The 26,207-nt window shown below is 67.1% G+C and carries 21 protein-coding genes; 10 read left to right on the top strand and 11 right to left on the bottom strand.

Annotation, left to right across the window (positions count from 1 at the left end; genetic code table 11):
- Window positions 1-10: 10 nt before the first annotated feature.
- Entirely contained in the window at window positions 11-976 is a 966-nt protein-coding gene (locus WS96_RS20050; protein WP_059834834.1) for a PDR/VanB family oxidoreductase, read from the bottom strand.
- Window positions 973-2,052, bottom strand: a complete 1,080-nt coding sequence (locus WS96_RS20055; RefSeq protein WP_059834861.1) for an aromatic ring-hydroxylating dioxygenase subunit alpha — start codon at window positions 2,050-2,052, stop codon at window positions 973-975. Before WS96_RS20055 ends, WS96_RS20050 begins: the two co-directional genes overlap by 4 nt.
- Window positions 2,053-2,250: 198 nt before the next feature.
- Between WS96_RS20055 and WS96_RS20060 the strand changes: the two genes are divergently transcribed.
- Window positions 2,251-2,739 (top strand): MarR family winged helix-turn-helix transcriptional regulator, encoded by a 489-nt coding sequence (locus WS96_RS20060; protein WP_059834863.1) that lies wholly within the window; start codon window positions 2,251-2,253, stop codon window positions 2,737-2,739.
- Window positions 2,740-2,803: 64 nt separating this feature from the next.
- Here the strand turns inward: WS96_RS20060 and WS96_RS20065 are convergent, their stop codons facing one another.
- A complete protein-coding gene (locus WS96_RS20065) occupies window positions 2,804-3,550 on the bottom strand; it encodes a TetR/AcrR family transcriptional regulator (RefSeq protein ID WP_059782859.1) in 747 nt (248 codons plus the stop codon).
- A 170-nt stretch (window positions 3,551-3,720) separates the two neighbouring features.
- Here WS96_RS20065 and WS96_RS20070 point away from each other — a divergent pair, with 170 nt between their 5' ends.
- From WS96_RS20070 to WS96_RS20095, 6 genes are all read left to right on the top strand, one after another.
- Entirely contained in the window at window positions 3,721-4,902 is a 1,182-nt protein-coding gene (locus WS96_RS20070; RefSeq protein WP_059782861.1) for an isovaleryl-CoA dehydrogenase, read from the top strand.
- Window positions 4,903-4,932: 30 nt separating this feature from the next.
- A complete protein-coding gene (locus WS96_RS20075; RefSeq protein ID WP_059834836.1) occupies window positions 4,933-6,540 on the top strand; it encodes a carboxyl transferase domain-containing protein in 1,608 nt (535 codons plus the stop codon).
- 19 nt (window positions 6,541-6,559) lie between these two features.
- Entirely contained in the window at window positions 6,560-7,345 is a 786-nt protein-coding gene (locus tag WS96_RS20080; protein WP_059834838.1) for an enoyl-CoA hydratase/isomerase family protein, read from the top strand.
- A 36-nt stretch (window positions 7,346-7,381) separates the two neighbouring features.
- Window positions 7,382-9,376, top strand: a complete 1,995-nt coding sequence (locus WS96_RS20085; protein ID WP_059834840.1) for an acetyl/propionyl/methylcrotonyl-CoA carboxylase subunit alpha — start codon at window positions 7,382-7,384, stop codon at window positions 9,374-9,376.
- 323 nt (window positions 9,377-9,699) lie between these two features.
- Window positions 9,700-9,903, top strand: coding sequence for a hypothetical protein (locus tag WS96_RS20090; protein ID WP_034204156.1), 204 nt, complete (start codon window positions 9,700-9,702; stop codon window positions 9,901-9,903).
- A gap of 42 nt (window positions 9,904-9,945) precedes the next feature.
- On the top strand, window positions 9,946-12,060 hold the full coding sequence (locus tag WS96_RS20095) for a phosphocholine-specific phospholipase C (protein ID WP_059834843.1): 2,115 nt from the start codon (window positions 9,946-9,948) through the stop codon (window positions 12,058-12,060).
- Between the two features lie 85 nt (window positions 12,061-12,145).
- On the opposite strand, the gene WS96_RS20100 is transcribed toward WS96_RS20095, so the two are convergent.
- Window positions 12,146-13,465 (bottom strand): galactosyl transferase GMA12/MNN10 domain protein, encoded by a 1,320-nt coding sequence (locus WS96_RS20100; protein ID WP_179949961.1) that lies wholly within the window; start codon window positions 13,463-13,465, stop codon window positions 12,146-12,148.
- A 406-nt stretch (window positions 13,466-13,871) separates the two neighbouring features.
- Between WS96_RS20100 and WS96_RS20105 the strand changes: the two genes are divergently transcribed.
- From WS96_RS20105 to WS96_RS20115, 3 genes are all read left to right on the top strand, one after another.
- Window positions 13,872-15,014, top strand: coding sequence for a DUF2827 domain-containing protein (locus WS96_RS20105; RefSeq protein WP_059834847.1), 1,143 nt, complete (start codon window positions 13,872-13,874; stop codon window positions 15,012-15,014).
- 780 nt (window positions 15,015-15,794) lie between these two features.
- Complete coding sequence (locus tag WS96_RS20110) at window positions 15,795-16,598, top strand: EAL domain-containing protein (protein WP_034204160.1); 804 nt, start codon at window positions 15,795-15,797, stop codon at window positions 16,596-16,598.
- An 82-nt stretch (window positions 16,599-16,680) separates the two neighbouring features.
- Window positions 16,681-17,097 carry a hypothetical protein gene (locus WS96_RS20115; protein WP_059834849.1) on the top strand — a complete coding sequence of 139 codons (417 nt, stop codon included), beginning with the start codon at window positions 16,681-16,683 and terminating at the stop codon, window positions 17,095-17,097.
- A 28-nt stretch (window positions 17,098-17,125) separates the two neighbouring features.
- Here the strand turns inward: WS96_RS20115 and WS96_RS20120 are convergent, their stop codons facing one another.
- The 7 genes from WS96_RS20120 to WS96_RS20150 all read right to left on the bottom strand — a co-directional run.
- The gene (locus WS96_RS20120) at window positions 17,126-19,105 is read right to left on the bottom strand and encodes an FkbM family methyltransferase (RefSeq protein ID WP_059834851.1); all 1,980 of its coding nucleotides are present in this window, start codon (window positions 19,103-19,105) and stop codon (window positions 17,126-17,128) included.
- A 24-nt stretch (window positions 19,106-19,129) separates the two neighbouring features.
- The gene (locus WS96_RS20125) at window positions 19,130-20,266 is read right to left on the bottom strand and encodes a DUF2827 family protein (RefSeq protein ID WP_059834853.1); all 1,137 of its coding nucleotides are present in this window, start codon (window positions 20,264-20,266) and stop codon (window positions 19,130-19,132) included.
- Between the two features lie 33 nt (window positions 20,267-20,299).
- The gene (locus WS96_RS20130; protein ID WP_059834855.1) at window positions 20,300-20,764 is read right to left on the bottom strand and encodes a DUF4019 domain-containing protein; all 465 of its coding nucleotides are present in this window, start codon (window positions 20,762-20,764) and stop codon (window positions 20,300-20,302) included.
- Between the two features lie 25 nt (window positions 20,765-20,789).
- A complete protein-coding gene (locus tag WS96_RS20135; RefSeq protein WP_034204164.1) occupies window positions 20,790-21,944 on the bottom strand; it encodes a DUF2827 domain-containing protein in 1,155 nt (384 codons plus the stop codon).
- 14 nt (window positions 21,945-21,958) lie between these two features.
- Window positions 21,959-23,104, bottom strand: coding sequence for a DUF2827 domain-containing protein (locus tag WS96_RS20140; protein ID WP_059782897.1), 1,146 nt, complete (start codon window positions 23,102-23,104; stop codon window positions 21,959-21,961).
- Window positions 23,105-23,468: 364 nt separating this feature from the next.
- Window positions 23,469-24,131 (bottom strand): OmpA family protein, encoded by a 663-nt coding sequence (locus WS96_RS20145; RefSeq protein ID WP_059834857.1) that lies wholly within the window; start codon window positions 24,129-24,131, stop codon window positions 23,469-23,471.
- A gap of 120 nt (window positions 24,132-24,251) precedes the next feature.
- Window positions 24,252-26,207: YadA family autotransporter adhesin (locus WS96_RS20150; RefSeq protein ID WP_179949962.1), on the bottom strand; the 1,956-nt coding region annotated here is incomplete at its 5' end.

Consider the following 26,207-nt stretch of genomic DNA (forward strand, 5'->3'; position numbering starts at 1 on the left):
GGCGGTCCGTCTACAGATCGAGTACCAGCAGCTCGGTTCGCGACCGCGAGCAGCACGGCATGAACTGGTCGCCGGCCGCCTTTTCGTCGTCGGTCAGATACGCATCGCGATGATCGGGCTCGCCTTCGAGCACGCGAGTCAGGCAGGTGCCGCACACGCCTTGCTCGCACGACGTCAGCACGTCGACGCCGTTCGCCGCCAACGCCGCGATCACCGTGCATCCGGCCGGCACGTCGATCACCTTGCCGCTGCTCGCGATCCGCACCTGGAATGCACGATCCGCGCCGGACGATGCCACCGCGCCGCCGAAGAATTCGTAGTGCAACCGCGCGTCGCCCCAGCCGCGCTCGCGTGCCGCGTTCAGCACCGCATCCATGAAGCCGCGCGGGCCGCATACGTACAGGTGCGTGCCGTCGGGCGCGCCGGCGAGCACGGCAGCCGGATCGAAGCGTTGCGCGGGATCGCCGTCGTCGATGTGGAAGCGCGCGCGATCGCGAAATCCGGCCGCATTGATCCGCTCGACGAAGGCCATGCGATCGGCCGAGCGCGCGCAGTAATGCATGTCGAAAGGCATGCCCGACGAGAACAGCCGTTCCGCCATGCTGAGAATCGGCGTGACGCCGATCCCGCCGGCGAGCAACAGATGGTGCGGCGCGTCGGCCGCGAGCGGGAATTGATTGCGCGGCAGGCCGATCCGCACGGTATCGCCTTGCCGGACTTCGTCGTGAATCGCACGCGACCCGCCGCGGCCGTCGGCCTCGCGCAGCACTGCGATCTGATAGCGATCGCGTTGCTCCGGGTGGTTGCACAGCGAGTACTGACGCACGAGCCCGCCCGGCAGATGCACGTCGATATGCGCGCCGGCGTCGAAGCGCGGCAATGGCGAGCCGTCGTCGCTGACCAGTTCGAAGCCGCAGATGTCGCGCGCTTCCTGCCACTTGCGGGCCACCCGGACCGTCAAGGTCGCGCCGCTCATGACGCCTCCTTGACGTGCGCGACCGGCATCGCGGGCCGCTGCGGGCTCGCCGCGTTTTCGGCGGCGAGCAGCCGGTCGATCACCTTGCGCGACAGCACGCCGCCGGCGTCGATGTTGAGCTTGAGGAGCGTGCGCTCGGGCCACTGCTCGAGATTGCGCTGCTGTCGCTCGAGCATCTCGAGATCTTCCGCGAAAATCTTGCCCTGGCCTTCGCGGATCTCGGCGGTCAGCGCGTGATCGTCGGGCCGGAAGTTGCGCGCCATCCCCCAGAAGTACCAGATCGACGTGTCCGTCTCGGGCGTGATGAAGTCGACCACGATCGACGACGCCTTCCTGTCCGCCGGCGCGTCGTAGCCGCCGTGGCCCGCATGCGCGACGCCCACTTCGATCATCACGTGGCTCGGCGGCGTGAAGCGGCAGATCTGCCAGCGGTCGACCGGCACGTCGTCGGCGAGCCCGTTGCCGCGCAGCGCCATCCGCCAGAACGGCGGCGGCATCACGTTTTCCATGAAGCGGCTCGTGACGACTTCGTCGCCGTGGCTGGTCGTCTTCGGCGGCGCTTCGTCGATTTCCTTCTGGCCGATGCTCGTCGCATGCACGTAGGTCTCGTGCGTGAGATCCATCAGGTTGTCGATCATCAGCCGGTAGTCGCAGCGAATGTGATACAGGCCGCCGCCGTGCGCCCAGGCCGGATCCTCGGCCCACGCCAGCGCGGGCAGTTTGGCGGGATCGGCTGCGGATGCGTCTCCCGGCCACACCCACACGAAGCCGTACCGCTCGATCGCCGGGAAGCTGCGAATCGGCGGGAAACCGCCGACACGCTGGCCCGGCATGCCGGTCGTCCTGCCGTTGCAGCCCATTTCCAGCCCGTGATAACCGCACACGAGCACGCCGTCGCGCACGAACCCCAATGACAGCGGTGCGCCGCGGTGCGGGCAGAAATCCTCGAGCGCGGCAACCTGGCCGTCCGCCGCGCGGTAAAACACCATCGATTCGTTGCAGATCTTGCGGCCCAGCGGCTTGCCGTCGATCTCGTCAGGCGTGCAGGCCACATACCAAGCGTTCTTGAGAAACACGTTGTTCGTCTCCTTCAGGGCGGTGCCGCCGGTACGCGGCAACTCGTCATTCCGTGTACTGAATGTGATTCAGTGTACTCATTGAGATTGGCTGGAGCAAGGCGAGCGGTATACTGGTTTTCCCGGGAAATGGCGCGAGGCAGCGCCATGCCGTCGGCGCACGCAACGGCGTGCGCCGCCTATGTCATCGACTCATTCATGGAAAAAACGAATCCCGCCGACGCGCCGGTTTTCCCGCTCGACCTGTACGACGAGCCCGGGCACCTGATCCGGCGCGCGCACCAGATCGCGGTCGCGATGTTCTACGAGAAGCTCGGCCGGGACGTGACGCCGGTGCAGTACGCGGTCCTGCGGATGCTCTACGAGTGCCCGGGGCTCGATCAGGTGACGCTCGCGCAGCGGGTGGCGCTCGACACGTCGACCACTGCCGATCTCGCGGTCCGGCTCGAGGCGAAAGGATTGATCGTTCGCGAAGTGCTGCCGCGGCGTCAGCGGCGCCTGCTGCTGACGCCGGCGGGCGTCGAGTTGCTCACGCACCTGATTCCGTCGGTGAAGGAATTGCGTGCCGGCCTGTTCGACGGCATGGGCGAGGACGATTCGCAGGAACTGATGCGCCTGTTGCGCAAGTTCGTCCATTTGAACAACGAGCAGAGTCGCGCGCCGCTGCGGGTGAGCGAGGATTCGTAGCGGCGCCGGGCCGTCGGCGGCGAAAGCCGCGGCGGGGCGGCAGCTTCCGTGCTGCCCGACGGCGTCACGCGCGTGACGCTTGCCCTTCCAGCCGCCGCACGGCTTCGGCCACTTCGTTCCGGAAGCGCACGAGCGCCGCCTGTTCCGGCGCCGGCGGCTGCACGGCGGCCCACAGCATGTCGATCAACTGCGTGGCCGTCGTTTCCGTATCGAGCTTGCGGTGCCCGAGGATCGCGTCCCACAGCACGTGCTCGATCGGCCCGAACACCATCGAGCGCAGCAGGCTCAGCGGCAGATCCGCGCGAACCTGCCCGGCCGCCTGGCCGCGCGCAAGCACGTCCATCAGCGGCGCCGTGTAGCGGCGCTGCAGCGCGGTGAGCTCGTCGCTCAGCGCATGCTGCTTCGCGCGGCCTTCCGACAGCACCAGCGCGCACAATCCCGTGCCGTTCACGAGCATCAGCCGCAGGTGTGTGCGCACGATGAACGCGAACTGCTGCTGCACCGACGCGTCCCGTGGCATCCCGTGTTCGAACGCGGCGATGATTTCGTCGTACCAGTCGGCGATCACGCGCGCGCACAGCTCGCGCTTGCCGCGGAAATAGCTGAACACCGTCGCCTCCGACACGCCCACGCGCTGCGCGATCTCGGCGGCCGTCGCATGCTCGTAACCTTTTTCGGCAAACACTTCCCGGCCGGCGCGCAGAATGTCCTGCACGCGCTGCTGGGATTTGCGGCCGGCGGGGGCGCGCGGCGTGTCGGCGCGGTCGGCTTTGGCGGTGGCGGTCATGGTGTCGGCGGGAGCGGCTGTCATGCTCGCATCATATCTGAGTATCACTCAGAAAACTATTGACGACGGACCGGGCGAGGCGCGAAACTGTGCAAAATTTCCGCTTTATTGGTCAATGAATCGGCGTATTCATTCGATGTGAGCAAAACTCAGAAATCGGTGGGTGCGACACACTTTCTGGAGACGGAGGAGACATGATCAACCTGCCCGGCGTGCAATTCATGCTCGGTGAAGACATCGAGATGCTGCGCGACGCCGTCGCGACGTTTGCGGCGAAGGAAATCGCGCCGCGCGCGGCGGAGGTCGACCGCACCGACCAGTTCCCGATGGATCTGTGGAAGAAGTTCGGCGATCTCGGCGTGCTCGGCATGACCGTCTCCGAGGAATACGGCGGCGCGAACATGGGCTACACCGCGCACATGGTCGCGATGGAAGAGATCTCGCGCGCATCGGCGTCGATCGGCCTGTCGTACGGCGCGCACTCGAACCTGTGCGTGAACCAGATCCACCGCAACGGCACCGACGCGCAAAAACGGAAGTACCTGCCGAAGCTCGTGTCGGGCGAACACGTCGGCGCGCTCGCGATGAGCGAGCCGAACGCCGGCTCCGACGTCGTCAGCATGAAGCTGCGCGCGGACAAGCGCGGCGACCGCTACGTGCTCAACGGCACGAAGATGTGGATCACCAACGGCCCCGACTGCGACACGCTCGTCGTCTACGCGAAGACGGACGTCGACGCCGGCCCGCGCGGCATTACCGCATTCATCGTCGAGAAGGGGATGAAGGGCTTCTCGGTCGCGCAGAAGCTCGACAAGCTCGGCATGCGCGGGTCGCACACGGGCGAGCTGGTGTTTCAGGACGTCGAAGTGCCGGAAGAGAACATCCTCGGCCAACTGAACGGCGGCGTGAAGGTGCTGATGAGCGGCCTCGACTACGAGCGCGCGGTGTTGTCGGGCGGCCCGACGGGCATCATGGCGGCGTGTCTCGACGCGGTGGTGCCGTATATCCACGACCGCAAGCAGTTCGGCCAGTCGATCGGCGAATTCCAGCTGATCCAGGGCAAGGTCGCCGACATGTACACCACGTTCCAGGCATGCCGCGCGTACCTGTACGCAGTGGGCCGCCATCTCGACTCCGCGGGCAGCGACCACATTCGCCAGGTGCGCAAGGACTGCGCGGGCGTGATCCTCTACACGGCCGAAAAGGCGACGTGGATGGCCGGCGAGGCGATCCAGATCCTCGGCGGCAACGGCTACATCAACGAATATCCGGTCGGGCGCCTGTGGCGCGATGCGAAGCTGTACGAGATCGGCGCCGGCACGAGCGAGATCCGCCGGATGCTGATCGGCCGCGAGCTGTTCGCGGAAACGATGTAACGCCCACGTCACGCGAACGGAGCCCCGTCGATGCCGATCATCGAATCGAAACTGAACCCGCGTTCGGAAGACTTCCGCGCGAATGCCGCGGCGCTCGAGGCGGTCGTCGCCGACCTGCGCGCGAAGATCGAACAGCTCGCGCAGGGCGGCGGCCAGGCCGCGCGCGACAAGCACCTGGCGCGCGGCAAGCTGCTGCCGCGCGATCGCATCGCGCAACTGCTCGATCCGGGCGCGCCGTTTCTCGAGCTGTCGCAGCTTGCCGCGAACGGCATGTACAACGACGACGCGCCGGGCGCGGGCGTCATCACCGGGATCGGCCGCATCGCCGGCCGCGAATGCGTGATCGTGTGCAACGACGCGACGGTCAAGGGCGGCACCTACTATCCGATCACGGTGAAGAAGCACGTGCGCGCGCAGGAAATCGCCGCGGAAAACCGGCTGCCGTGCGTGTATCTCGTCGATTCGGGCGGCGCGAACCTGCCGAACCAGGACGACGTGTTTCCCGATCGCGATCACTTCGGCCGCATCTTCTTCAACCAGGCGACGATGTCGGCCGCGGGGATCGCGCAGATCGCGGTCGTGATGGGCTCGTGCACGGCCGGCGGCGCGTACGTGCCCGCGATGAGCGACGAGTCGATCATCGTGAAGGACCAGGGCACGATTTTCCTCGGCGGGCCGCCGCTCGTGAAGGCCGCGACCGGCGAGGAAGTGAGCGCGGAGGATCTTGGCGGCGGCGACGTGCACACGCGCCTGTCGGGCGTGGCCGATCATCTCGCGCAGAACGACGCGCATGCGCTGTCGATCGCGCGCAACATCGTCGGCCATCTCGCACCGAAGATCGCGCCGCCGCTCGCGCTGCGCGAGCCGAAGCCGCCGCGCTACGACGCGAAGAGCCTGTACGGCGTGATCCCGGTCGACACGCGCAAACCGTTCGACGTGCGCGAAGTGATCGCGCGCATCGTCGACGATTCCGAGTTCGACGAATTCAAGGCGCGCTTCGGCACGACGCTCGTCACGGGCTTCGCGCACATCTGGGGCCATCCGGTCGGGATCGTCGCGAACAACGGCATCCTGTTTTCCGAATCGGCCGTGAAGGGCGCGCATTTCATCGAGCTGTGCTGCCAGCGCAAGATTCCGCTCGTGTTCCTGCAGAACATCACGGGCTTCATGGTCGGCCGCAAGTACGAGAACGAAGGCATCGCGCGGCATGGCGCGAAGATGGTGACGGCCGTGTCGAATGCGAAGGTGCCGAAATTCACGGTGATCATCGGCGGCTCGTTCGGCGCCGGCAACTACGGGATGTGCGGCCGCGCGTTCGGCCCGCGCTTCCTGTGGATGTGGCCGAACGCCCGCATCTCTGTGATGGGCGGCGAACAGGCCGCGTCGGTGCTCGCGACCGTGCGGCGCGACGGCATCGAAGCGAAGGGCGGGTCGTGGTCGGCCGAGGAAGAGGACGCGTTCAAGCAGCCGATCCGCGACCAGTACGAGCGCCAGGGCCATCCGTATTATGCGAGCGCGCGGCTGTGGGACGACGGCGTGATCGATCCCGCGCAGACGCGCGACGTGCTCGGGCTCGGCCTTGCCGCGTCGATGAACGCGCCGATCGACGACACGCGCTTCGGCGTGTTCCGCATGTAACGCCCGGGAGGACAGACCGATGCGATACGAAACGATCAAGGTAAGCGAAGCCGGCCGCGTGGCGACCGTCACGCTCGCGCGGCCCGACGTGCGCAATGCGTTCAACGAGACGACGATCGCCGAGCTGACCACCGCGTTCGAATGGCTCGACGCGCACGAAGGCGTGCGCGCGGTCGTGCTCGCGGCGGAAGGCGCGGCGTTCTGTGCGGGCGCGGACCTGAACTGGATGAAGAAGATGGCCGGTTACTCGGACGACGAGAACCGCGCCGATGCGCGCAAGCTCGCGCGGATGCTCGAAGCGATTTATCGCTGCCGCAAGCCGGTGATCGCGCGCGTGCATGGCGACGCGTATGCGGGCGGCGTGGGCCTCGTCGCGGCGGCCGACATCGCGATCGCCGCCGACGGCGTGAAGTTCTGCCTGTCGGAAGCGCGGCTCGGGCTGATTCCCGCGACGATCGCGCCGTACGTCGTGCGTGCGATGGGCGAGCGCGCGGCGCGCCGCTATTTCACGACGGCCGAGGTGTTCGACAGCACGCGTGCCGCGTCGCTCGGCTTCATTCACGATGCGGTGCCGGCCGACGCGCTCGACGAAACGATCGCGAAGCTGGCCGCGACGCTCGTCGCGAACGGCCCCGACGCGGTGACGGCGTGCAAGCGGCTCGTCGCCGACGTGGCCGGCCGCGCGCTCGACGCGACGCTGATCGAGCAGACCGCCGACTGGATCGCGCAGACCCGCGCCGGCGCGGAAGCGCGCGAAGGGATCGCGTCCTTCCTCGAGAAACGCACGCCTTCGTGGCGTGAATGACGGCGTGCCCCTAACTTTCCGGACGACATCGAAGCCATGTTCGACAAGATTCTGATCGCCAACCGCGGCGAAATTGCGTGCCGTGTTGCCGCGACGTGCAAACGTCTCGGGATCGCGAGCGTCGCCGTTTATTCCGACGCGGACGCGAACGCGAAGCACGTCGCCGCCTGCGACGAAGCCGTGCACATCGGCGGCTCGGCCGCCGCCGACAGCTATCTGCGCATCGACCGCATCATCGACGCCGCGCGCGCGACCGGCGCGCAGGCGATTCACCCGGGCTACGGCTTTCTGTCGGAGAACGAAGATTTTGCGCATGCATGCGAAGCGGCCGGGATCGTGTTCATCGGGCCGCCGGTCGACGCGATCGCGGCGATGGGATCGAAGGCCGCCGCGAAAGCGCTGATGCACGCGGCCGCCGTGCCGCTCGTGCCCGGCTATCACGGCGACGACCAGGACGCGGCCCACCTGCATCGCGAAGCCGACGGGATCGGCTATCCGGTGCTGCTGAAGGCGAGCGCGGGCGGCGGCGGCAAGGGGATGCGCGTGGTCGAGCGCTCCGACGATTTCCCGGCGGCGCTCGCGTCGTGCCAGCGCGAGGCCGCGAGCAGCTTCGGCAACGATCGCGTGCTGATCGAGAAATACCTGACGCGTCCGCGCCACGTCGAAGTGCAGGTGTTCGGCGACACGCACGGCAATACCGTGTACCTGTTCGACCGCGACTGCTCGGTGCAGCGCCGTCACCAGAAGGTGCTCGAGGAAGCGCCGGCGCCGGGGCTGCACGACGACGTGCGCCAGGCGATGGGCGAAGCGGCCGTCGCGGCCGCGCGCGCGGTCGGTTACGTCGGCGCGGGCACCGTCGAATTCATCATGACGGGCGACGCGTTCTACTTCATGGAGATGAACACGCGCCTGCAGGTCGAGCATCCGGTCACCGAGATGGTCACGGGGCTCGATCTCGTCGAATGGCAACTGCGCGTCGCGGCGGGCGAGCCGCTGCCGCTGAAGCAGGAGGCGTTGCGCGTACGGGGCCATGCGCTCGAGGCACGCCTTTACGCGGAGAACCCCGCGCGCGGCTTCCTGCCGTCGACGGGCACGTTGAAGCACCTGCGGCTGCCGGACGGCGTCGAGTTCGACATCGGTGCGGCGGTGCGCGTCGACAGCGGCGTGCGCGAAGGCGATGCGATCACGCCGTTCTACGACCCGATGATCGCGAAGCTGATCGTCCACGGCGCGGACCGTGCGGAAGCGCTGGGCTTGATGCTGCGTGCGCTGCGCGCGTGCGAAGTGGTCGGCCTGCATACGAACGCCGCGTTCCTGCAGCGGATCGTCGCGTGCGAGCCGTTCGCGACGGCCGATCTCGACACGGGCCTGATCGAGCGCAATCACGATGCGCTGTTCGCGCCGCAACAACCGCCGCGCGCGGCGCTCGCACTCGCATGCGCGGCGCTGCTTGCCCGCGAACGCGGGGCAACGCAGGCCGCCTCGCCGTGGAGCGCGCTGCCGGACTGGCGGCTGAACGGCGGCTATCGCCGCACGCTCGAATGGCACGCGCCCGATCGCGAAGCGGACGTGACGGTGACGTACGAGGACGACGGCGACGGCACGCGCATCGCGATCGGCGACGCGGCCGCGCAACCGTTCGCATGGACGCGCGGCGCCACGCCGCTCGATTTCGACGTGACGCTCGGCGGCGTGCGCGGCAGCGGCCGCGTCCATGCGGACGGCGACACGTTTCATGTGTTCACGCAGGGCGCGGCCGAGACGTTCGAATGGCGCAACCTGCTCGCGCATGCAGGCGACGCGGAGCAGGGCGGCGGCCGCCTGACCGCGCCGATGCCCGGCAAGGTGATCGCGGTGCTCGTCGAGCCGGGCCAGCAGGTCGAAGCCGGCACGCCGCTGATCGTGATGGAAGCGATGAAGATGGAACACACGATCGGCGCGCCGCGCGCGGGCGTCGTCGCGGAAGTGCTGTACGGCGTCGGCGACCAGGTCGCGGACGGTGCGCAGTTGCTGATGATGGCGGAAGGCTGAGCGGCCTTGCCACCCTACGCGGGCCGGCTGCCGCTGCCGCGGCCGGCCCGCAGGAAAGCACTTCGTCATCCGCCGTCGTCGCGACAGCGCGGCGTCGGTATCGAGGACGCACGAAGCAGTACGCGTGATTCGCGCAAATCTTTCGAAATACTTACGAACTCCGCCGTTCCCGCCACGTCCCCGCGTACCGCGCACTGCGTGCCCCCCGATCTTCCCGCCGCTCGACACCGTCGTGTAACAAGTCGAACATAGCATCTCGGCGTCGATATGACCGGCGCGGCGTTCGCGCCTGCGTCACGTCGTCATCCTCACGGAGAACCGTTATGCGAACGTCGGCCCTACGGCCTTTCGCGGTCGCCGGCCTGATCGCGCTGACCGCGCTGCTCGGCGCCTGCAACGACGACCTGACCGCACCCGCCGCGCCCGTCGCGCAGCAGAAGGCCGCGTGCGGCGGCGCCGTGGTCGCCACCGCGCAGATGCGCTGCCCGCCGGGTTTCACCGCACCTGCTTCGTCGCCCGCTTCCTGATACCGGCCGTTCCCTCCAGAAAACCCATCAAGAGCAACCAGCATGGCCATCCATTCGCGACGCGATTTTCTGAAGTTCTCGGCCGGCCTCGCCGGCGCGACCGCCGCCACCGCACTGCTTCCGGAATCGATCCGCAAGGCGCTGGCGATCGAGCCGAACACCGTGACGGGCACGATCCAGGATGTGCAGCACATCGTCGTGTTCATGCAGGAGAATCGCTCGTTCGACCATTACCTCGGTCATCTGAGCGGCGTGCGCGGCTACAACGACCGGTTCCCGGTGACGTTGCCGAACGGCAAGCCGGTGTGGTTCCAGCCGCGCCAGGAAGACAAGTCGAGCGTGATCGCACCGTTTCGCTACGACACGACCAATCCGGGCGTCAACGCGCAATGTATCGGCGGCCTGCCGCACACATGGGCGACGACGCACGGCGCGATCGACAACGGCCGTGCGGACCAGTGGGCCGTGCAGAAGTCGAACATGACGATGGGCTATCACGTTCGCGACGACATCCCGTTCCACTACGCGCTCGCGGATGCGTTCACGGTGTGCGACAACTACTTCTGCTCGATCCCGGGCAACACGCACCCGAACCGCATGTACCTGATGACGGGCATGGTCGATCCGCTCGGCACGGGCGGCGGCCCGTTGCTCGACAACACCGACTACATCGACAACCAGTTCGACAAGGTCCAGCTGCCGCCCTTCAACTGGACGACCTACCCGGAACGGCTCGAAAAGGCCGGCATCTCGTGGCAGATCTATCAGCAGGGCACCGGGTTCGACAACTTCACCGGCAACTACGGCACCAACATGCTGGCGTGCTTCAGCAACTTCGTGAACGCGCCGGCCGGGTCGTCGCTGCAGACGCGCGGGATGAGCACGCGTCCGATCACGCAGTTGAAGGCCGACGTGCAGGCGAATGCGCTGCCGCAGGTGTCGTGGCTGCTGCCGCCCGCCGCGTATTCGGAGCATCCGAAATTCACGCCGCTGTATGGCGCGTACTACCTGTCGACGATCCTCGATGCGCTGACGTCCAATCCGGACGTGTGGAGCAAGACGGTCCTGCTGATCATGTACGACGAGAACGACGGCTTCTTCGACCATGTCGTGCCGCCGTCGGCGCCGACGCTGCCGGGCTCCGGCATGAGCACCGTCGACGTGTCGCTCGAGCGGCACAACGTCGTGACGTCGACGCAAGCCGGCACTTATACGGCCGACAACCTGCCGTACGGCCTCGGCCCGCGCGTGCCGATGTTCGTCGTGTCGCCGTGGTCGAAGGGCGGCTTCGTGTGCTCGCAGGTGTTCGATCACACGTCGGTGCTGCAATTCATCGAGAAGCGCTTCGGCGTGATGGAAACCAATATCTCGCCGTGGCGTCGCGCGATCTGCGGCGATCTGACGTCGGCGCTCGATTTCTCGAAATCGGACGCGACGCTGCCGACCCTGCCGAGCACGCAGGCCTATGTCGCGCAGGCCGACCTGCAATGCTCGCGCGCATCGTCGCAGACCGCGCCGGCCAGCACCGCGCAGCAGGTCGTGACCGCGCAGGAACCGGGCACGCGGCCGGCGCGTGCGCTGCCGTACGAATTGCACGTCACCGGCCAGTTGCAGGCGCAAGGCTACGCGCTGACGTTCGCGAATACCGGCACGCAGGGCGCGCACTTCTGGGTCTATACGGGAGACCCCGCCGCGATGCCGCGCCGCTATACGGTCGAAGCCGGCAAGCAGCTGACCGATACGTGGGCGCTCGACGCGAACGGCAACTATCTGGTGAGCGTGTGGGGGCCGAACGGTTATTTCCGGCGCTTCGCTGGGTCGGCGGCCGCCGATGCGGCGGCCAAGCCTGAAATCACGCCGTGCTACGACACCGCGAACGGCGATGTTTACGTGACGATCGCCAATGCCGGCACCGGCCCGCTGACGGTCACGGCGACCGATGTCGCCTATGGCGGCGCGGCGCGCACGCTGACGGTTCCGGCGGGCCAGCGCATCGAAGCGCACTGGGACCTGTCGTGCAGCAGCCACTGGTACGACCTGCAGTTCGCGGTGGCGGGCAATGCCGGCTGGATGCGCCGCATCGCGGGGCACGTCGAGACCGGCAAGCCGAGCATCACCGACCCTGCGGCCGTCGCGCCGACGATCACGGCGATCTGACGACGGCAACCGATGCGACGACGCGCCGGCCGATCGAATCCGGCCGGCGCGTCGGGGTTTGCCGATCGTGGACGTTGTGGCGGCGTCAGGGCAGCAGCCCGTCGTCATGCGCCATCATCAGCGCCCGCATCGTGGACCACATGCCGTAGTAATGCACGATGTAGCTGTCAGCACGGCGAAACAGCCAGGGCGTGTTGACGCTGACGAGATCGGCCACGCCTTCGCGTTGCAATCGTCCGTCGCGCTCCATCGCGCGAATGAAATGCAACTGGTCGCCATCGCTCGCATAGACGCTCGAGCGGTCGTGCAGCGCGGCGATCGTCGTCATCAGGTCGCGCAGCATCGCGTCGTTGCGTTCGGTGCGGCGGAACGCCATCACGCCCGAATTGAACGCCCACTGGCCGAGGTCCTGCGCGAGCAGCCAGTCGCGCCCTTCGAGCAGCGGTTCCAGCGGTTGCTGGCGGTTCGCGATCAGCACGTCGGCATCGAGCCACACGACCCATTCATGATGCTGCAGATAGGCGTGCAGCAGCCACGGCTTGAACCAGTTGCCCGTGGCGTTCAGCCCGATCTCGGCCGGAATGTCGCGATGCACGTGGAGCGTGTAGCCGTGCGCGTCGCAGTAGCGACGGACATTCCGTTCGGCCACGCGTGCATAGCTGCCGATGTTCGGCGTGTACAGCATCATCAACGCAATCGGGTGGCCGGGGTTGTACGTGCTGCGCTCGGCGGCTTCGTCGGGTGCGGGGGCGTCGTGATCGAACGCAAACATCGGCCGGCCGGCGGCGCGGCAGCGATCGACGTACGCGACGAGCGTGTCGCGAAAGCGCGGCGTCGCGCCTTTCCGTTCGGGATCGTGCGGCGTGTCGTCGATGCTGATCGCGAACGTCGGCTCGCGGCTCCACATCGGATCGAGATCGGGGCCGGACGGCATGACCGCGTACAGCCCGTCGATCGGCGTCATGTAGTGGTGCGTATCGAGCTCCGCGAAGAGCGCGGCTTCCGACGTCAGCCTCGGCTCGCTGCCGAGCTTGCAGCGCTGCACGAGCCGCATCGCGATCGCGCGCACGTCCGGCGTGTTGCGCCAGATCTGCACGTCGATTTGCGGCAGCGGCGATGCGAACGCGTCGACGAGCAGCATGTCGCGTCCGACCATCAGGCGATCGAGCGCGACGGGTTCGATGATCGCCGCGTCTTCGCTGAGCAGCAGCACGAGTTCGCCGGGTTGCGCGCCGCGCAGCACGTGGAGCAGCGACGCGTAGCGATGCAACGGCCGCAACGGCAGCGCTTGCGGCATGCCGGATGCGTCGACGATCTCGTGACGATAGCCATGTGTTTGCGCGTACCAGCGGTGGTTATCGAGGCTCGCGGGCGCGTGCTGGCTGAAATGACTGAGGACGATCATCGCGCGTTCCGAACGCGGGGCAGCGCGCACACGATGCGCGCGGCGTTCTTCGGCTCGGCACGCCATCCGGATACGCTTTCCTGCGAGCGCGGCCCCGGTTCGTTCTGGCTGGCCTGGCGGCCTTGCGCGGCATCGTGGTCCATTCTGTGTGCCCTGGTTTCGATCGTGGTGCGGCGGCGCAGCGTGCCGCCGCCGGAGTGTCCCGGGAAAACCGGCCGCCGGGCGGCACGAGTATCGCATAACGGTCGGACGGATTGGCCCGGCCGGGCCGCGCGCTGACCATCCATGACAGTGTGCGGCGGCCTGCCTCCGCTAAAATGCCGGGTTGCCGCCGCTTGACGCGGGCGGCGCTTCGCGCGCTACACTGCGCCATGCCATTCCCGTTCAACCTTCCATCCCGCCGACGATGACGTCTCCTGTCCTGACCGGCCTGCGCATCGGTATCACGATCGGATTGCGTGCCCCCGACGAAAGCCTGTGGATCAACGGCATCAAGCAGAACGCGCTGTTCCTCGCGAAGCTGCTGATGGCGTCGCCGCACGGCTACCGCGTGACGCTGGTCAACACGACCGACGTGCCGCTCACCGATGCGCTGCCGTGGGATCGCAACGTGTACGACACGCGCGCGTTCGCGGACATGAAGGATGCGCTCGACGTGGTGATCGAGCTGGGCGGGCAGATCAACGGCGAGCAGACGGCCTATCTGAAAGCGCGCGGCGTGAAGCTGGTCAGCTATTGCTGCGGCGTCGAGTACATCAACGTGATGGAGTCGATCCTGTTCGGCCGTCGGCTGTGGGATTCGCTGTTCATCAACCGCGGCTATGACGAGGTATGGGCGATTCCGCAGATCGCGCCGTCGTCGCTGCCGTTCCTGCAGTCGCTGCGCCGCTGCCCGGGGCGCGTCGTGCCGTTCGTGTGGGATCCGATGTTCCTGACCGAACGCGCGCAGTCGCTGCCCGAGCGCGGCGAATACCGGCCGCGCAGCGAGCCCGGCAAGCGGCTCACGGTGATGGAGCCGAACCACGACGTCGTGAAGTTCTGCGTGTATCCGATGCTGATCATCGACGAAGCGTATCGGCGCGACCCCGACGCGATCTGCTTCGCGCACGTGACGAACGCCGATCGCCTCGCGCACGACAGCCCCGAGTTCGTGATGCTGATGAATTACCTGGACATCGTGCGCGCGGGCAAGGCGAGCTTCGTCGGGCGCTTCGAAACGCCGCTGTTCCTGGCCGACCTGACCGATATCGTCGTGTCGCACCAATGGTCGAACCCGCTGAACTACTTCTATTTCGACGTGTGCTGGCAGGGTTATCCGCTCGTGCACAACGCGAGCCTCGCGCCCGATCTCGGCTACTACTATCCGGACAACGACGTGCAGCAGGGCGCCGATGCGCTGCTGCGCGCGCTGCATACGCACGACGACGACTGGCAAGCGTATACGCGGCGCCAGCGCGAGATCCTCGGCCGTTACACGTCGGCGAATCCGGCGCTCGTCGCCGAGTATGACGTGCTGCTCGCGAACCTGATCGGCGCACCGGCCGCCTAGCGCCGGTGTCCGCGGCGCACGTTCGTTGCGCCGCCGTCCGCCGTCGGGTTTGTCCCGCCCTCATGTCTGACGAAATCGTGCCGTTAAAAAAAGAAACCGCCGAACCCGATGGATTCGACGGTTTTCGAAGGCACGAAATTGACGGCTCCGAGGGAAGTCCGTCGAAAACAAGTTTATAGGTTAACAAGTCGGAAAGATTGTTAAATATGTTTCAATCGATAATCTTCATATAATTGAAGTTGGTATTATTGGTTAAACGGGTATTGATTCCGTTTGGAATCTTGATAATGTCGTTTGAAACGTGAAATTGAACGCTGCGATGATCGAATGACGCGCGGCGGCAGGTTTTGCGGGAGAGACGGCATGTGCGGAGACGGATGTTTCGACCTGCGTATCGAGCACGGGCGGCACTTCATGGCGCGGTATTTATCTGAACAATCGATGGCGTCCCGATTCGTGGGACGAGTAAGTCCGGAAAAAGGCGATTCTGATAAAACCGGCAGAATGAAAAAGATAAACGATTCGTTTTTTGGGGTCTTGTAATTCCCGTTGTGTAACCTGTCGCACTGTCGGTATCGTGCGCGCGTGGTGTATTTAAAGTAACCGAATAGCGTAAAAAATATCGAATTTGACGGCGCCGAAGCGAACAGTACGCTCCCCGGAAAAAATCGACATACAGGATGGGCCGGGTGGGCGGCGGAGCGCGTCGAGGTCGGCTCGTTCCGCCTATGTGTTGAGGTCGAGCCGCGATCGGCGGCTCGCCATTAGCCGGAGCGCCGGATGAATGCGGTCGAAGCTCGCCAGGAGGCGAATCGGAAAGCGAATCGCAACGAAATCGATCTCGTGTTCGGGGCACCCGACGATCACCCCGATCTTGCGTCGGTGCGCAGTTTCGTCGAAAGCCGGCTCGGATTCGCGCGCGAGCCCGTGTGCCGCGCCGACCTGTCGGGCGGCGTGCTGTACGAGGAATGCCTGGCGCGGCTGCGGTGGGGCGAGCGCGATGCGCTGCCGCCGCTCGCGTTTCTGCCGCGCCTCGAAGCGCTCGGGCTGATGCGCTGGTTCGACCGGCTGGTGGTCGGCCGCACGATCGATGCGCTGCGCGCCGATCCGGGCGCCGTGTACGGTTGCAACGTCGCGGCGGCAAGCGCGGTCGTGGACGACGCGTGGCTGGCGATTTTCAGGCGGCTCGAGCGCGAGCCGTCGGTGGCGGCGCGGCTGGTGGTCGAGATCACGGAGACGGGGCCGCTGAACCCGGTCGCCGGCCGGTCGTTCGTGTCCCGCTTCCAGCGGGCCGGGTGCCGGATCGCGATCGACGATTTCGGCGTCGGTTTCAGCGCATTGAACAATCTGGTGGTCGGCAATCCCGACATCGTGAAGCTCGACCGCTCGATCCTGTCGCTGATCAAGCGCAACGCGATCGGCCGCTACCAGTTCCGCCGGCTGATCGCGTTTGCGCATGAAGGTGCGCGGCACGTCGTCGTCGAAGGCGTGGAAAGCGAGACCGACCGACAGATCATCGTGGATGCCGGCGTCACGTGGGCGCAGGGCATCCGGTTTTCGTGGCGATCGCCGGCCGCCGCATGACCGCGGGAGCGGGCGGGGCGGCGCGCGGGGTGTGCGTCGGGAGCAGGGTGCGGAGCGAGACGAATCGCAAAGGGGCGTGGGCATGGCGGGAACGAAAGCCGGAGGCGGAACGGGCACGCAGGTGGCCGATGCGCGCGACCTGGTCGCGATCGCCGAACTGGTCGACATGCTGGCGCAACTCGGCGCCGAAGCGACCGATGCGCCGCTCGACGTCGCGTCCTGTCTGAATGGCCTGACGATCGTCGCGCGCCGTATTCAGCGGATGAGCCCGCTCGACGCGGGCGGCCGCGAACTCGCGGCGCGGCACTATTACGCGGGGGTCATCGCCGGCGCGTGCGGCGACGAGTCGGCGATCGCGCGCGGCGTATCCGACAGCCTCGTCAGGCAATCGGGTGGAGCAGGCCGGTCGGCCACCCGTTGTTTCGCGGCGCTCGCGCGCATGGGGCGGCGGCATGGTCGCGCGTTCGCCGCGCAAAGCGGCGATCGGGTGCCGGTTTAGTACAGCCGCCGCGCGTCGAACCGGTCAATCAATCCTTTCCGAAACCGCCCAGCACCAGCGCCATCGCGCGGTCGACTGCATCGTCCCACCGGCCCACGTGCGCGGCGCGCACGATCCGGATGCCCGGGTAGAGCGCGCTGCGCGAACCGGTTTCCCAGCGTGCGTCGGCTTTCGGGCTGAGCAGCAGCACGGCCGGCACGCCGAGCGCGCCGGCGAGGTGGATGTGTGCGGTGCAGGTGGTCACCACGGCGTCCATCGCGAGCATCAGCGCGGCCAGATCGCTGAAATCGCCGATTGCCCGATGCGGGAAGCTGACCGGCAGATCCGATTGTTCGGATTGCGCGGACAGGTCGCGGTTGAGGCAGTACGCGGCGTAGCCGTGCATCTTGGCAAGCGGTGCGAAGTCGCGCAGGCTGGCCGCGCGATGGAAGCGTGCATCGCTTTCGTCGCGTCCGCGCCAGTTGAGCCCGATACGGCGCGTGCCGGCCGCATGGCCATCGCGCGCCACGCGCTCGCGCCATGCGTCCGCATGCGCGGGCGGACACGCCAGGTAGGCGGGCGGCGCGCCTTCCGGAGCCGGCGCGTAGCCGAATAGCGCGGCGAGCATCAGGAACGAACACCAGTAGTCGTGCGCGATCTGCGATGTGTCGACCCACGCGCCGTGCGCGCCGATGAATTCGATATGCGGAAACGTATGGCGCAGCAGGCCCGCCAACGCGTCGGGCACGACCACGGTCACACCGGAGCAGCCGAGCGCGTCGAGCGCATGCAGGTAGCGTGCGTACTGAAGCTGGTCGCCAACGCCGCCGTAGCTGAGCACGAGCAGCCGCTTGCCCTGCAGCGGCTGGCCCTGGTAGAGCCGCTCCGTCGGCAGCCCGAACTGCGCGGACGTCAGCAGGTTTTCGCTGTCGATGGTGGCGCGCGCGGCCTCGTCGCGCCGGCCGGCGCGCAGCAGCAGTGCCGAGCGCGCCAGTTCGACGCGCCCGCGCGTCACGTCGGGCAGTGCGGCCGGATCCCCAAAATGGTCGAGTGCCGCGAGCCCGGCCTCCGGCGCGCCGGCGAAGCCGTAGCACGACGCAAGCTGCAACGCGATCGCATCGTCGTCGAGCCCGTGGCCGCGTGCGCGTTGCCAGCGAACGATCGCGTGTCCCCACTCGCCGCGCGACTCGTGGTCGAGTGCGCGGTTCCAGTTCGTTTCGGGTGCGTCGGCGTCGGCATTGGCGGACGCGGCCGCCGCGCAATCCGCGCCGTTTCCGGTCGCCGATCCGACCGCGAGCGGTTCGCCCGAGATCAGCAGGCGCTGCCGGTCCCAGCGCGCGTTCGGCACGCACAGCATGTTCAGTCCGTCGATCCGGTAGAACGTATAGTCGAGACCGGCGAACGTATCGATGATCGGCGCCTCGCCGACTTTCCAGTATTCGACCCAGCACCACGGCAGATGCGTCTCGATCAGCCGCCGCGCGCCGCGCAGCGCGTCGATTTCCATCCCTTCGATGTCGAGCTTGAGGAAATCCAGGCGTGGCAGGCCGAGCGAATCGAGCCGGACGACGGGCGTCGGCGTGCCGCCCGACGATTCCCCGTCGACGAGCGACACCGAGCCGAAATCGGCATCCTGCCCGTAGTCGACATCGGGCACCTTCATCGTGCCGTTGGCGGCGGCCAGCCCCATGTTCAGCAGATGGAGGTTGTCGAGCTCGTTGAGCGCGATGGTGCCGCCGAGCGCATGGAACAGCGTGCGCTGCGGCTCGAATGCATACACGCGGCCGCCGCGCGCGCGCAGTCGGTGCGCGATCGGCACGCACACGAGCCCCGCGTTTGCACCGCCGTCCACCGCGATCGCGCCGTCGGGCAGTTGCTCGATCACGTGCAGGATCGTGTCGAGTTCGCCCTGGATATGTGGCCGGCCGGTCTTGATCAATGCCTCGGCCTGCAGTGCGCAATGACGGTTGATCAGGAACGGGCCGTGGATCGAGTCGATCACGACGAAGTTGCGGATGGTCTGGTTCATGGACGTGAGCGCGAGCGAAGGTGGTCAGCCGAGTGCGCGGCCGGCGAACAGTCTCCGGATCTGCTCCGAATACGCGCGGACGTTGTGCTCGGCGAGCGCGTCGACCCGATGCAGGCAGCGGCGAGCCGCCGCCGCGTAGTCGTCGAGCCGTGCGTCGTGCGTCTGCGCGGCGGTCGCGATCGCGCGCGCGGCATCGAAGATCTCGAAGTCCGGATAGTAGTAGCCGACGTCGCGCAGGAACGGCGAGTTGTGCACGAGCGGGTAGTTGCCGTACAGCGCGTCGTACAGCAGGTAGTTCAGGCCGTTTTCCCAGTGGTGCGACACGACGATGTCGGTGTGATGCGCGGCCCATGCGACGAACGGCGCGCGCACGTCGGCAGTGGCCTTGCCGTCGCGCACCATTTCGAGCCCGAGCGCGAGATGCTTGAAGGCGACGTTTTCCTTCTTGTCGAACGTGTTGGTCATGTACACGTGCTCGACCAGCTCCGGATGTTCGACGTAGCACGCATTCGCGGCGAGCATCGGCACGATCGCGCTCTTCACGACGTTCAGGTTCGGCTCGAAGAACGCGATGCGCTTGGCCGTGCCGTGATTGCGGTAGCCGAAGCGCGCCTTCAGTTCGGGATCGGCGTCGAGGCTGCGTTCGATGAAATACGGCGACCAGATGTGCGGCAGCTCGATCACCGGCGCGCGGTACACGGCCTGGAAATACGCGGCGCACGTATGCATGTGCTGCGGATTCGTCCAGATCTCGTCGAACTGCACGCGGTTCGGGTTCGGCCGCCAGTCGTTCTTCTCGAAGTTGATCGTCTCGACCGCGATCACGTAGTCGTTGCCGAAGCGGTACGACACGCACTTGCCGCCGCGCCGGCGCACGGCGTCCGTGTGCGACGGGTCGACGAACGCATTCATCTCGATCAGCAGGTCGGTCTGGTGGATGATGGCCGACAGCGGCCGCAGCGCATCGCCGAACGCGTCCATCATCAGCGCCTGCGGATATTCGGTGATGCCGTCGTCGTGCGCGAGCCAGACCTCGCCGATCAACGGCGATTGCTTCAGCAGCATGTACAGGTACACGCAGTGCTGGTTCGCGCCGTTGTACCAGATCGACTGCGTCGCGTCGCGCTGCACGTTCATCGTTATCGCGACATTGAGTTTCATCGGATCGGCTCCGTGAGCGGACGCGTGCGCCGCTTATTGCGTGAAGTTTTGCGATCGGCGCGGCACATAGCCCGTCAGGCGCCAGCGGCCGTCGTCATCGAGACGAAAGCTCAGCTTTTCGTAAACGGTCGCACCGCTCGCGAGCGTCGTCGTGTAGTCGACGTTCGCGTACAGGCCGTCGGGCATCGACGACGAGTTGCTGTAGCGGATCCGCGTGATTTGCGCCCAGCCGCGATGGTCGACCGCGCCGACCGACTGGCGTGCCTGCTGCATCTGTGCCGCGAACTGGTCCTGCTTGAAGCGCGCCTTGACGAACGGTGCGGCGTCGGCCCACACCGCGCCGTACTGGCCGGCGTCGAGCTGCTTGAACACCGCATCCGAGTCGCGGAGCAGCGCGTCGGCTGATTCGCCGGCGGATTGCGCGTGTGCGCCGATCGCGATCGAAGCGGCGGCGCAGATCAGCCATTTGGCGAGGGTGAGAGGCGGGCGTGCGTTCATGTCGGAGTCCGGAAAGGGCGGCGCGTCACGCGTCGCGATAGAGGGCGGCGATCGCGTCCGTATAGGCCGCGACGTTCTCGGGGTTGTAGATGCTGACCGAGCTGAGCACATGCCTCGACTGCTCGCGGTACCCTTCCAGGTTCGCGTCGTGCTCGGCGAACGCCTTCAACAGTGCGCGGCCGCCCGCCTGGCAGTCGAAGTCAGGATAGAAATACCCGGCCTTGCCGAGGAACGGCGAGTTGTGGATCAGCGGATAGTCGCCGTACAGCAGTTCGTAGTACAGGTAGTTCTGCGCGTTCTCCCACGTGTGCGACACCACCGCATCGCCGTACGCGGCCATGAACTCGTACACCGCATAGCGGCTTTCGAACGTCGTGATGCCGTGCTCGACGATGTCGAGACTCTTCGCGAAATGGATGAACGTCGTGTGATCCTTCAGGTGGATCGTGTTGCACACGCGCACGAACTCGAGGAACTTCGGATTCGCGCGGTATGCCTCCTCCGTGATCAGCATCGGAATGATGCTCGTCTTCACCATGCAGATGTTCGGCTCGAACATCGTCACGCGCCAGCGCGGCTTGCCGGGCTGATAGCCGAACGTCAAGCCGGCGCCGAGCGTCGCGCGCGCCTTGTCGAACAGCATCGGGTGCCAGATGTGCGGGACGATCGTGACCGGCGCGCGCAGGCCCGTCTGGTAGTAGTGCAGGCACGAGCGCTCGAACTCGGGAATCGTCCACACCGCGTCGTACGGCGCGCCCGAGAACAGGAAGCCCGACGGCTTGTCGAACATCGCGCGTTCGATGTCGATCACGTAGTCGTTGCCGACCCGCATCGTGACGACCTTGCCGCCGCGCTCGCGGAACGCGCGCAGGTAATCCGCGCCGAACTGCGCGCTCATTTCGATCAGCACGTCGCAGCGCTCGAGCGCTTCGTCCATCGACAGCAACGGCACGTCCCACTCGCCGAGCATCATCTGCGGATCGGCAACGTGTTCGCCGCCGTTCACCATCACGGCTTCGGCGACGAGCGGAGACTGGCGCAGCAACAGGATCAGCAGCAGGCAGTTCTGGAAAATGCCGTTTTCCCACAGCGACTGGCCGGCGCCGCGCACGAACAGCGACACGCCGACGACGAGACGCTTGCCCTCGCCGGGCGCTTGACGGGCATTGGAGTCCGACATGCGTGTGCTCCGGTTCAGGCGACCAGACGCGAGACGAACGCGTCGAGGTTCGCGGGGTTGTCGATCGAGACCGACTGCAGCAGCCGGCCCGCCTTCGCGCGGTAGTCGTCGAGGCGTTCGTCGTGATGCAGCCACGCTTCGAGCAGCGCGCGGCCGCCGGCGGCCGAGTCGAAGTCCGGGTAGTAATAGCCGGCGTCGCCGATCAGCGTCGAGTTGTGGATCAGCGGATAGCCGCCGTACAGCACGTCGTAATACAGATAGTTCTGCCCGTTTTCCCAGTGGTGCGACACGACCGCATCCGCGTGACGCGCCATGAAGCCCGGCAGGTCGAGCCGCGGTTCGAACGTCGCCTTGTGCTCGCGCACGAGATCGAGGCTGTTCGCGAAGTGCACGAAGGTCGGATGTTCCTTCATGTGCATCGAGTTGACGACGAACATGTGCTGCACCGCGTCAGGCCGCGCGCGATAGAACTCGTCGCACGCGAGCATCGGGTAATGGCAGGACTTGGCGACCGAGATGTTCGGTTCGAGCGTCGCGAGCTTCCACGGCCGCTGGCCGGGCCGATAGCCGAACGTCGCGCCTTCGTCGGCGAGCGTGGCCACGCGGCGCTCGAGGAAGTACGGCGACCAGATGTGCGGCATCAGGTGGACGGGCGCGCGCAGGATCGTCTGCAGCATCGGCGCGGCGGTCTTGTCGTATTGCGGCAGCAGCCACACTTCGTCGAACGGTGCGCCGTTGAACACGTGCCCCGACGGTTTCCCGAAGATCGGCGTTTCGCACAGGCCCGCATACACGTGCCCGCAGAAGAACGCGGCGATCTTCTTGCCGAGCGCCTTCATGTGCCTGAGCCATTCGACCGGCAACTGCGCGCCCATTTCGATCACGACGTCGAGTTCGTGCGTGACGTCGGCGGGTTTCACGAGCGGGACGTCGAGGCCGTCGAGTTCGAGGCCGGCCGGCAGCGCGTTGGCGTCGCCGCCGTTCAGGAAATAGACGGGGCCGACGCGATCCGAACGCTTGAGCATCATCGCGAGGAACGCGATGTTCTGGTGAATGCCGTTCTCCCAGATCGCCTGGCCGTCGCGCGCAAACAGCGAGATGCCGACCGCCGGCCGTTGCTTGCGGGTGCCGCTCGCGGCGGCTTCATTGATGTCCGTCACCGGTTGTTTCCTCTGCGGCGTCGTGCGTCCGGGCATCGCGTCGAGCGTCTGGCCGGCAGCGGCGCGCCGTGGATCGTCATGGTTGGATTCGTGCCGGTGCGCCGCCGTGCGCGAATCGGGCGACGGGATTCGCGCGGCCGGCAGCCGGATTCCGGTGTGCCTCGCACGGCGCGCGTCGGGCAGGCTGCCCCGGCAACTGTCTGCCGGCGATTGTGGCATGGAAACCGCCGGTTTTGGCAGGACGTGACGAACTTTGACATCGCCGCCGGCCAACGGGAACGGGCGCCGACGAAGCGGCGCCCGGTCGTCCGGCGGCCCGCCGGCGCGGTGCGGTGGGCCGCCGGCTCGTGCGGCCGCAGGCGGCTCAGTGCTGCAGCCGGATTTCGACGCGGCGGTTGCTGGCGCGGCCTTCCGGCGTCGCGTTGGACGCGACCGGATCGGCCTTGCCGCGGCCCGAGACCGTCATCGCGTCGGTCTTCAGCCCGTGCGCCTTCAGATAGGCGGCGACCGATTCGGCGCGGCGCTTCGACAGCGCGAGGTTGTAGTCGTCGCTGCCCACCGAATCGGTGAAGCCGGTGACCGTCACTTGCGAGTACGTGCGGTCGGCGCGCTCGCTCAACAGCCGGTCCAGCGATTCGCGCGCGGTCGGTGCGAGCGTCGCGTGATCGGTGGCGAACAGCGCGTCGCCCGACAGGTTCACGCGTTCGACCACGGCGGCGGCCGGCTCGGCGGCCGAGGCCGCTTCGGCCGGTGCGGCGCCGCACTGGAAGACCAGCGTGGCCGGATCGGATTTGTCGCGCAGCGCGCGGGCCGAGTCGACGGCGCGCACGGGCTCGTCGCCGCAGATCTTGCGGGCGGCCTTCATGCAGGTCTGCGGGCCCGACAGCAGGCCGTGGCAGTCCACCTGGAAGGTGCGCACGCCGTCGCGCGGCTGCAGTTCGGAGGCGCTGAAGGTCGGGCCGGATGCGGTCGAGCACGCGGCGAGGGCCATTGCGGAAAGCGCGAGCGCAAGAGCGAGTTTGTTCACGGTGACGTCCTTAAAGCTTGGGTTGACCGAGGCCCGCCGCGGGGTGCGCAGCGGGCTCGTCCTGCCATCGGAGCCGCGGGCCGCCCGGCGGCGAGCCGAGCGGCCGGGCGGCGCGACGCGTTACTTCCACTGATACAGCATGCCGGCGCCGATCACCTTCTGACCGCCGCTGAAACCGCCGTTGATCGACGCCTTCAGGTTTTCCGTGATGCGCGCCTGCATGTTGACCGCCATCGCCTTCTGGCCGAGGAAGGTCGACGTGCCCACGCCCATCCCGAAGTTGGCGTCGCGATCGAGCTGCGGGATCGACGCCATCGCGCCGACGGCCGCGATACCCTGCTTCGCCATCTGGTCGGTCTGCTGCAGTTGCGAACCCAACGAGTTGATCTGCGCCTGCTGGCCCGACAGTGCCGTCGACAGCGTCGTCTGCACCTGCGTCAGCTGGTTCACGTTCACCGCGTCGGTGCCTTGCGTACCCGGCGCGACGTTCGTGATCTGGCGCTGCTGTGTGTCGTTGCCCACCGACACCACGTTCGAGCGGCCGCCGTCGTTCGAGCCCGCACCGATCGCCACCGAGTTCGAGCCGGCGGTGACGGTCGGGACGTCGGTGCCCTTGCCGTTCATGTCGGCCGCGATGCCGTTGTTGTTCGCCGCACGCGTCGTGTTGTTGTTGAGCGTCGTCGACAACTGGTTCAACTGGTTGTTGATGTTCGTCACGCCGGTCGACAGCGACGCCACGTTGCTGTTCGTCGTGCTCAGGCCGGTGGACAGCGAGCCGATGCCCGTCGAGGTCGACGTCGACAGCGAGTTGACGTTGCTGTTCGTCGTGCTGAGGCCCGTCGACAGCGAATTGATCGCGGTCGAGGTCGACGTGGACAGCGACGCCACGTTGCTGTTCGTCGTGCTCAGGCCGGTCGACAGCGAGTTGATGCCGGTCGACAGCGACGCGACGTTCGATGCGGTGGACGTCGACAGCGTGTTGATCGCGTTGTTCGTCGCGTTCAGCTGGCTGCCGTTGATCGCGTCCGTGCTCGACGCCGAGATCCGGCCCGCGGCGACGTTCGTGATCTGGCGTTCCGCGCCCGGTGCGCCGACGCTCACCACGCCGACCGGCGAGCCGCCCGCGAACGGGTACGTGACGCCGCCGATCGTGGCGCTCGAGGTGCCGACCGCCGCGGCCGTGACCGAGTTCGCGCCGAGTGCGATCGAGTTCGCGACGTTCGCTTGCGCGTTCGTGCCGAAGGCGAGCGCGTCGGCGGCCGTGGCCTTGGCGGCCGAGCCGTACGCCTGTGCGCCCGTGGCGCTGGCCGTGGCCTGGCTGCCCAGTGCGATCGTGTTGTCCGCGGTGGCCTGGTTCGAGCTGCCGAGGGCGAGTGCGCTGGCGCCGGTTGCCGTGTTCTGGTTGCCGAGGGACACCGCGCCGTCGCCGGTCGCCGTGTTGTTCGCACCCATCGCCACGGCGCCGGTGCCCGTCGCCACGTTCGGATCGCCGATCGCGACCGCGCCGTCGCCGGACGCGGTGTTGCCGGAGCCGATCGACACCGCCTTGCCGCCTGTTGCCGATGCGTTCTGACCGATCGCGACCGCGCCTGCCGTCTGCGCGTTCGAGCCGTCGCCGACTGCGACGCTGCTGGCGCCCGCCGCGCTGGCGTTCACGCCGGCGGCGAGGGCGTTGGTGCCCGTGGCGCCGTCGTTGGCGTAGTTGGCTTGCTGCACGCCGTTGTCGTTGACGCTGTAGTAGTGCGTCTTCGCGGCGTTGATCGCGGTCGAGGTCGACGTGGACAGCGACGACACCGAGCTGTTCGTGCTGCTCAGGCCGGTGGACAGCGAGCCGATGCCGGTCGAGGTCGACGTGGACAGCGACAGGATCGTGCTGTCCGTGCTGCTCAGGCCGGTGGACAGCGAGCTGATGCCGGTCGAGGTCGAGGTCGACAGCGACGTGATCGAGCTGTTGGCGGACGACAGGCCCGTCGACGTCGAAGTCGACAGCGAACTGATCGAGCTGTTGGCCGTGGACAGGCCGGTCGAGGTCGAAGTCGACAGCGACGTAATCGAGCTGTTGGCCGTCGACAGGCC

The sequence above is a fragment of the Burkholderia sp. MSMB1835 genome (genome assembly GCF_001526365.1).
Classification (GTDB): domain Bacteria; phylum Pseudomonadota; class Gammaproteobacteria; order Burkholderiales; family Burkholderiaceae; genus Burkholderia.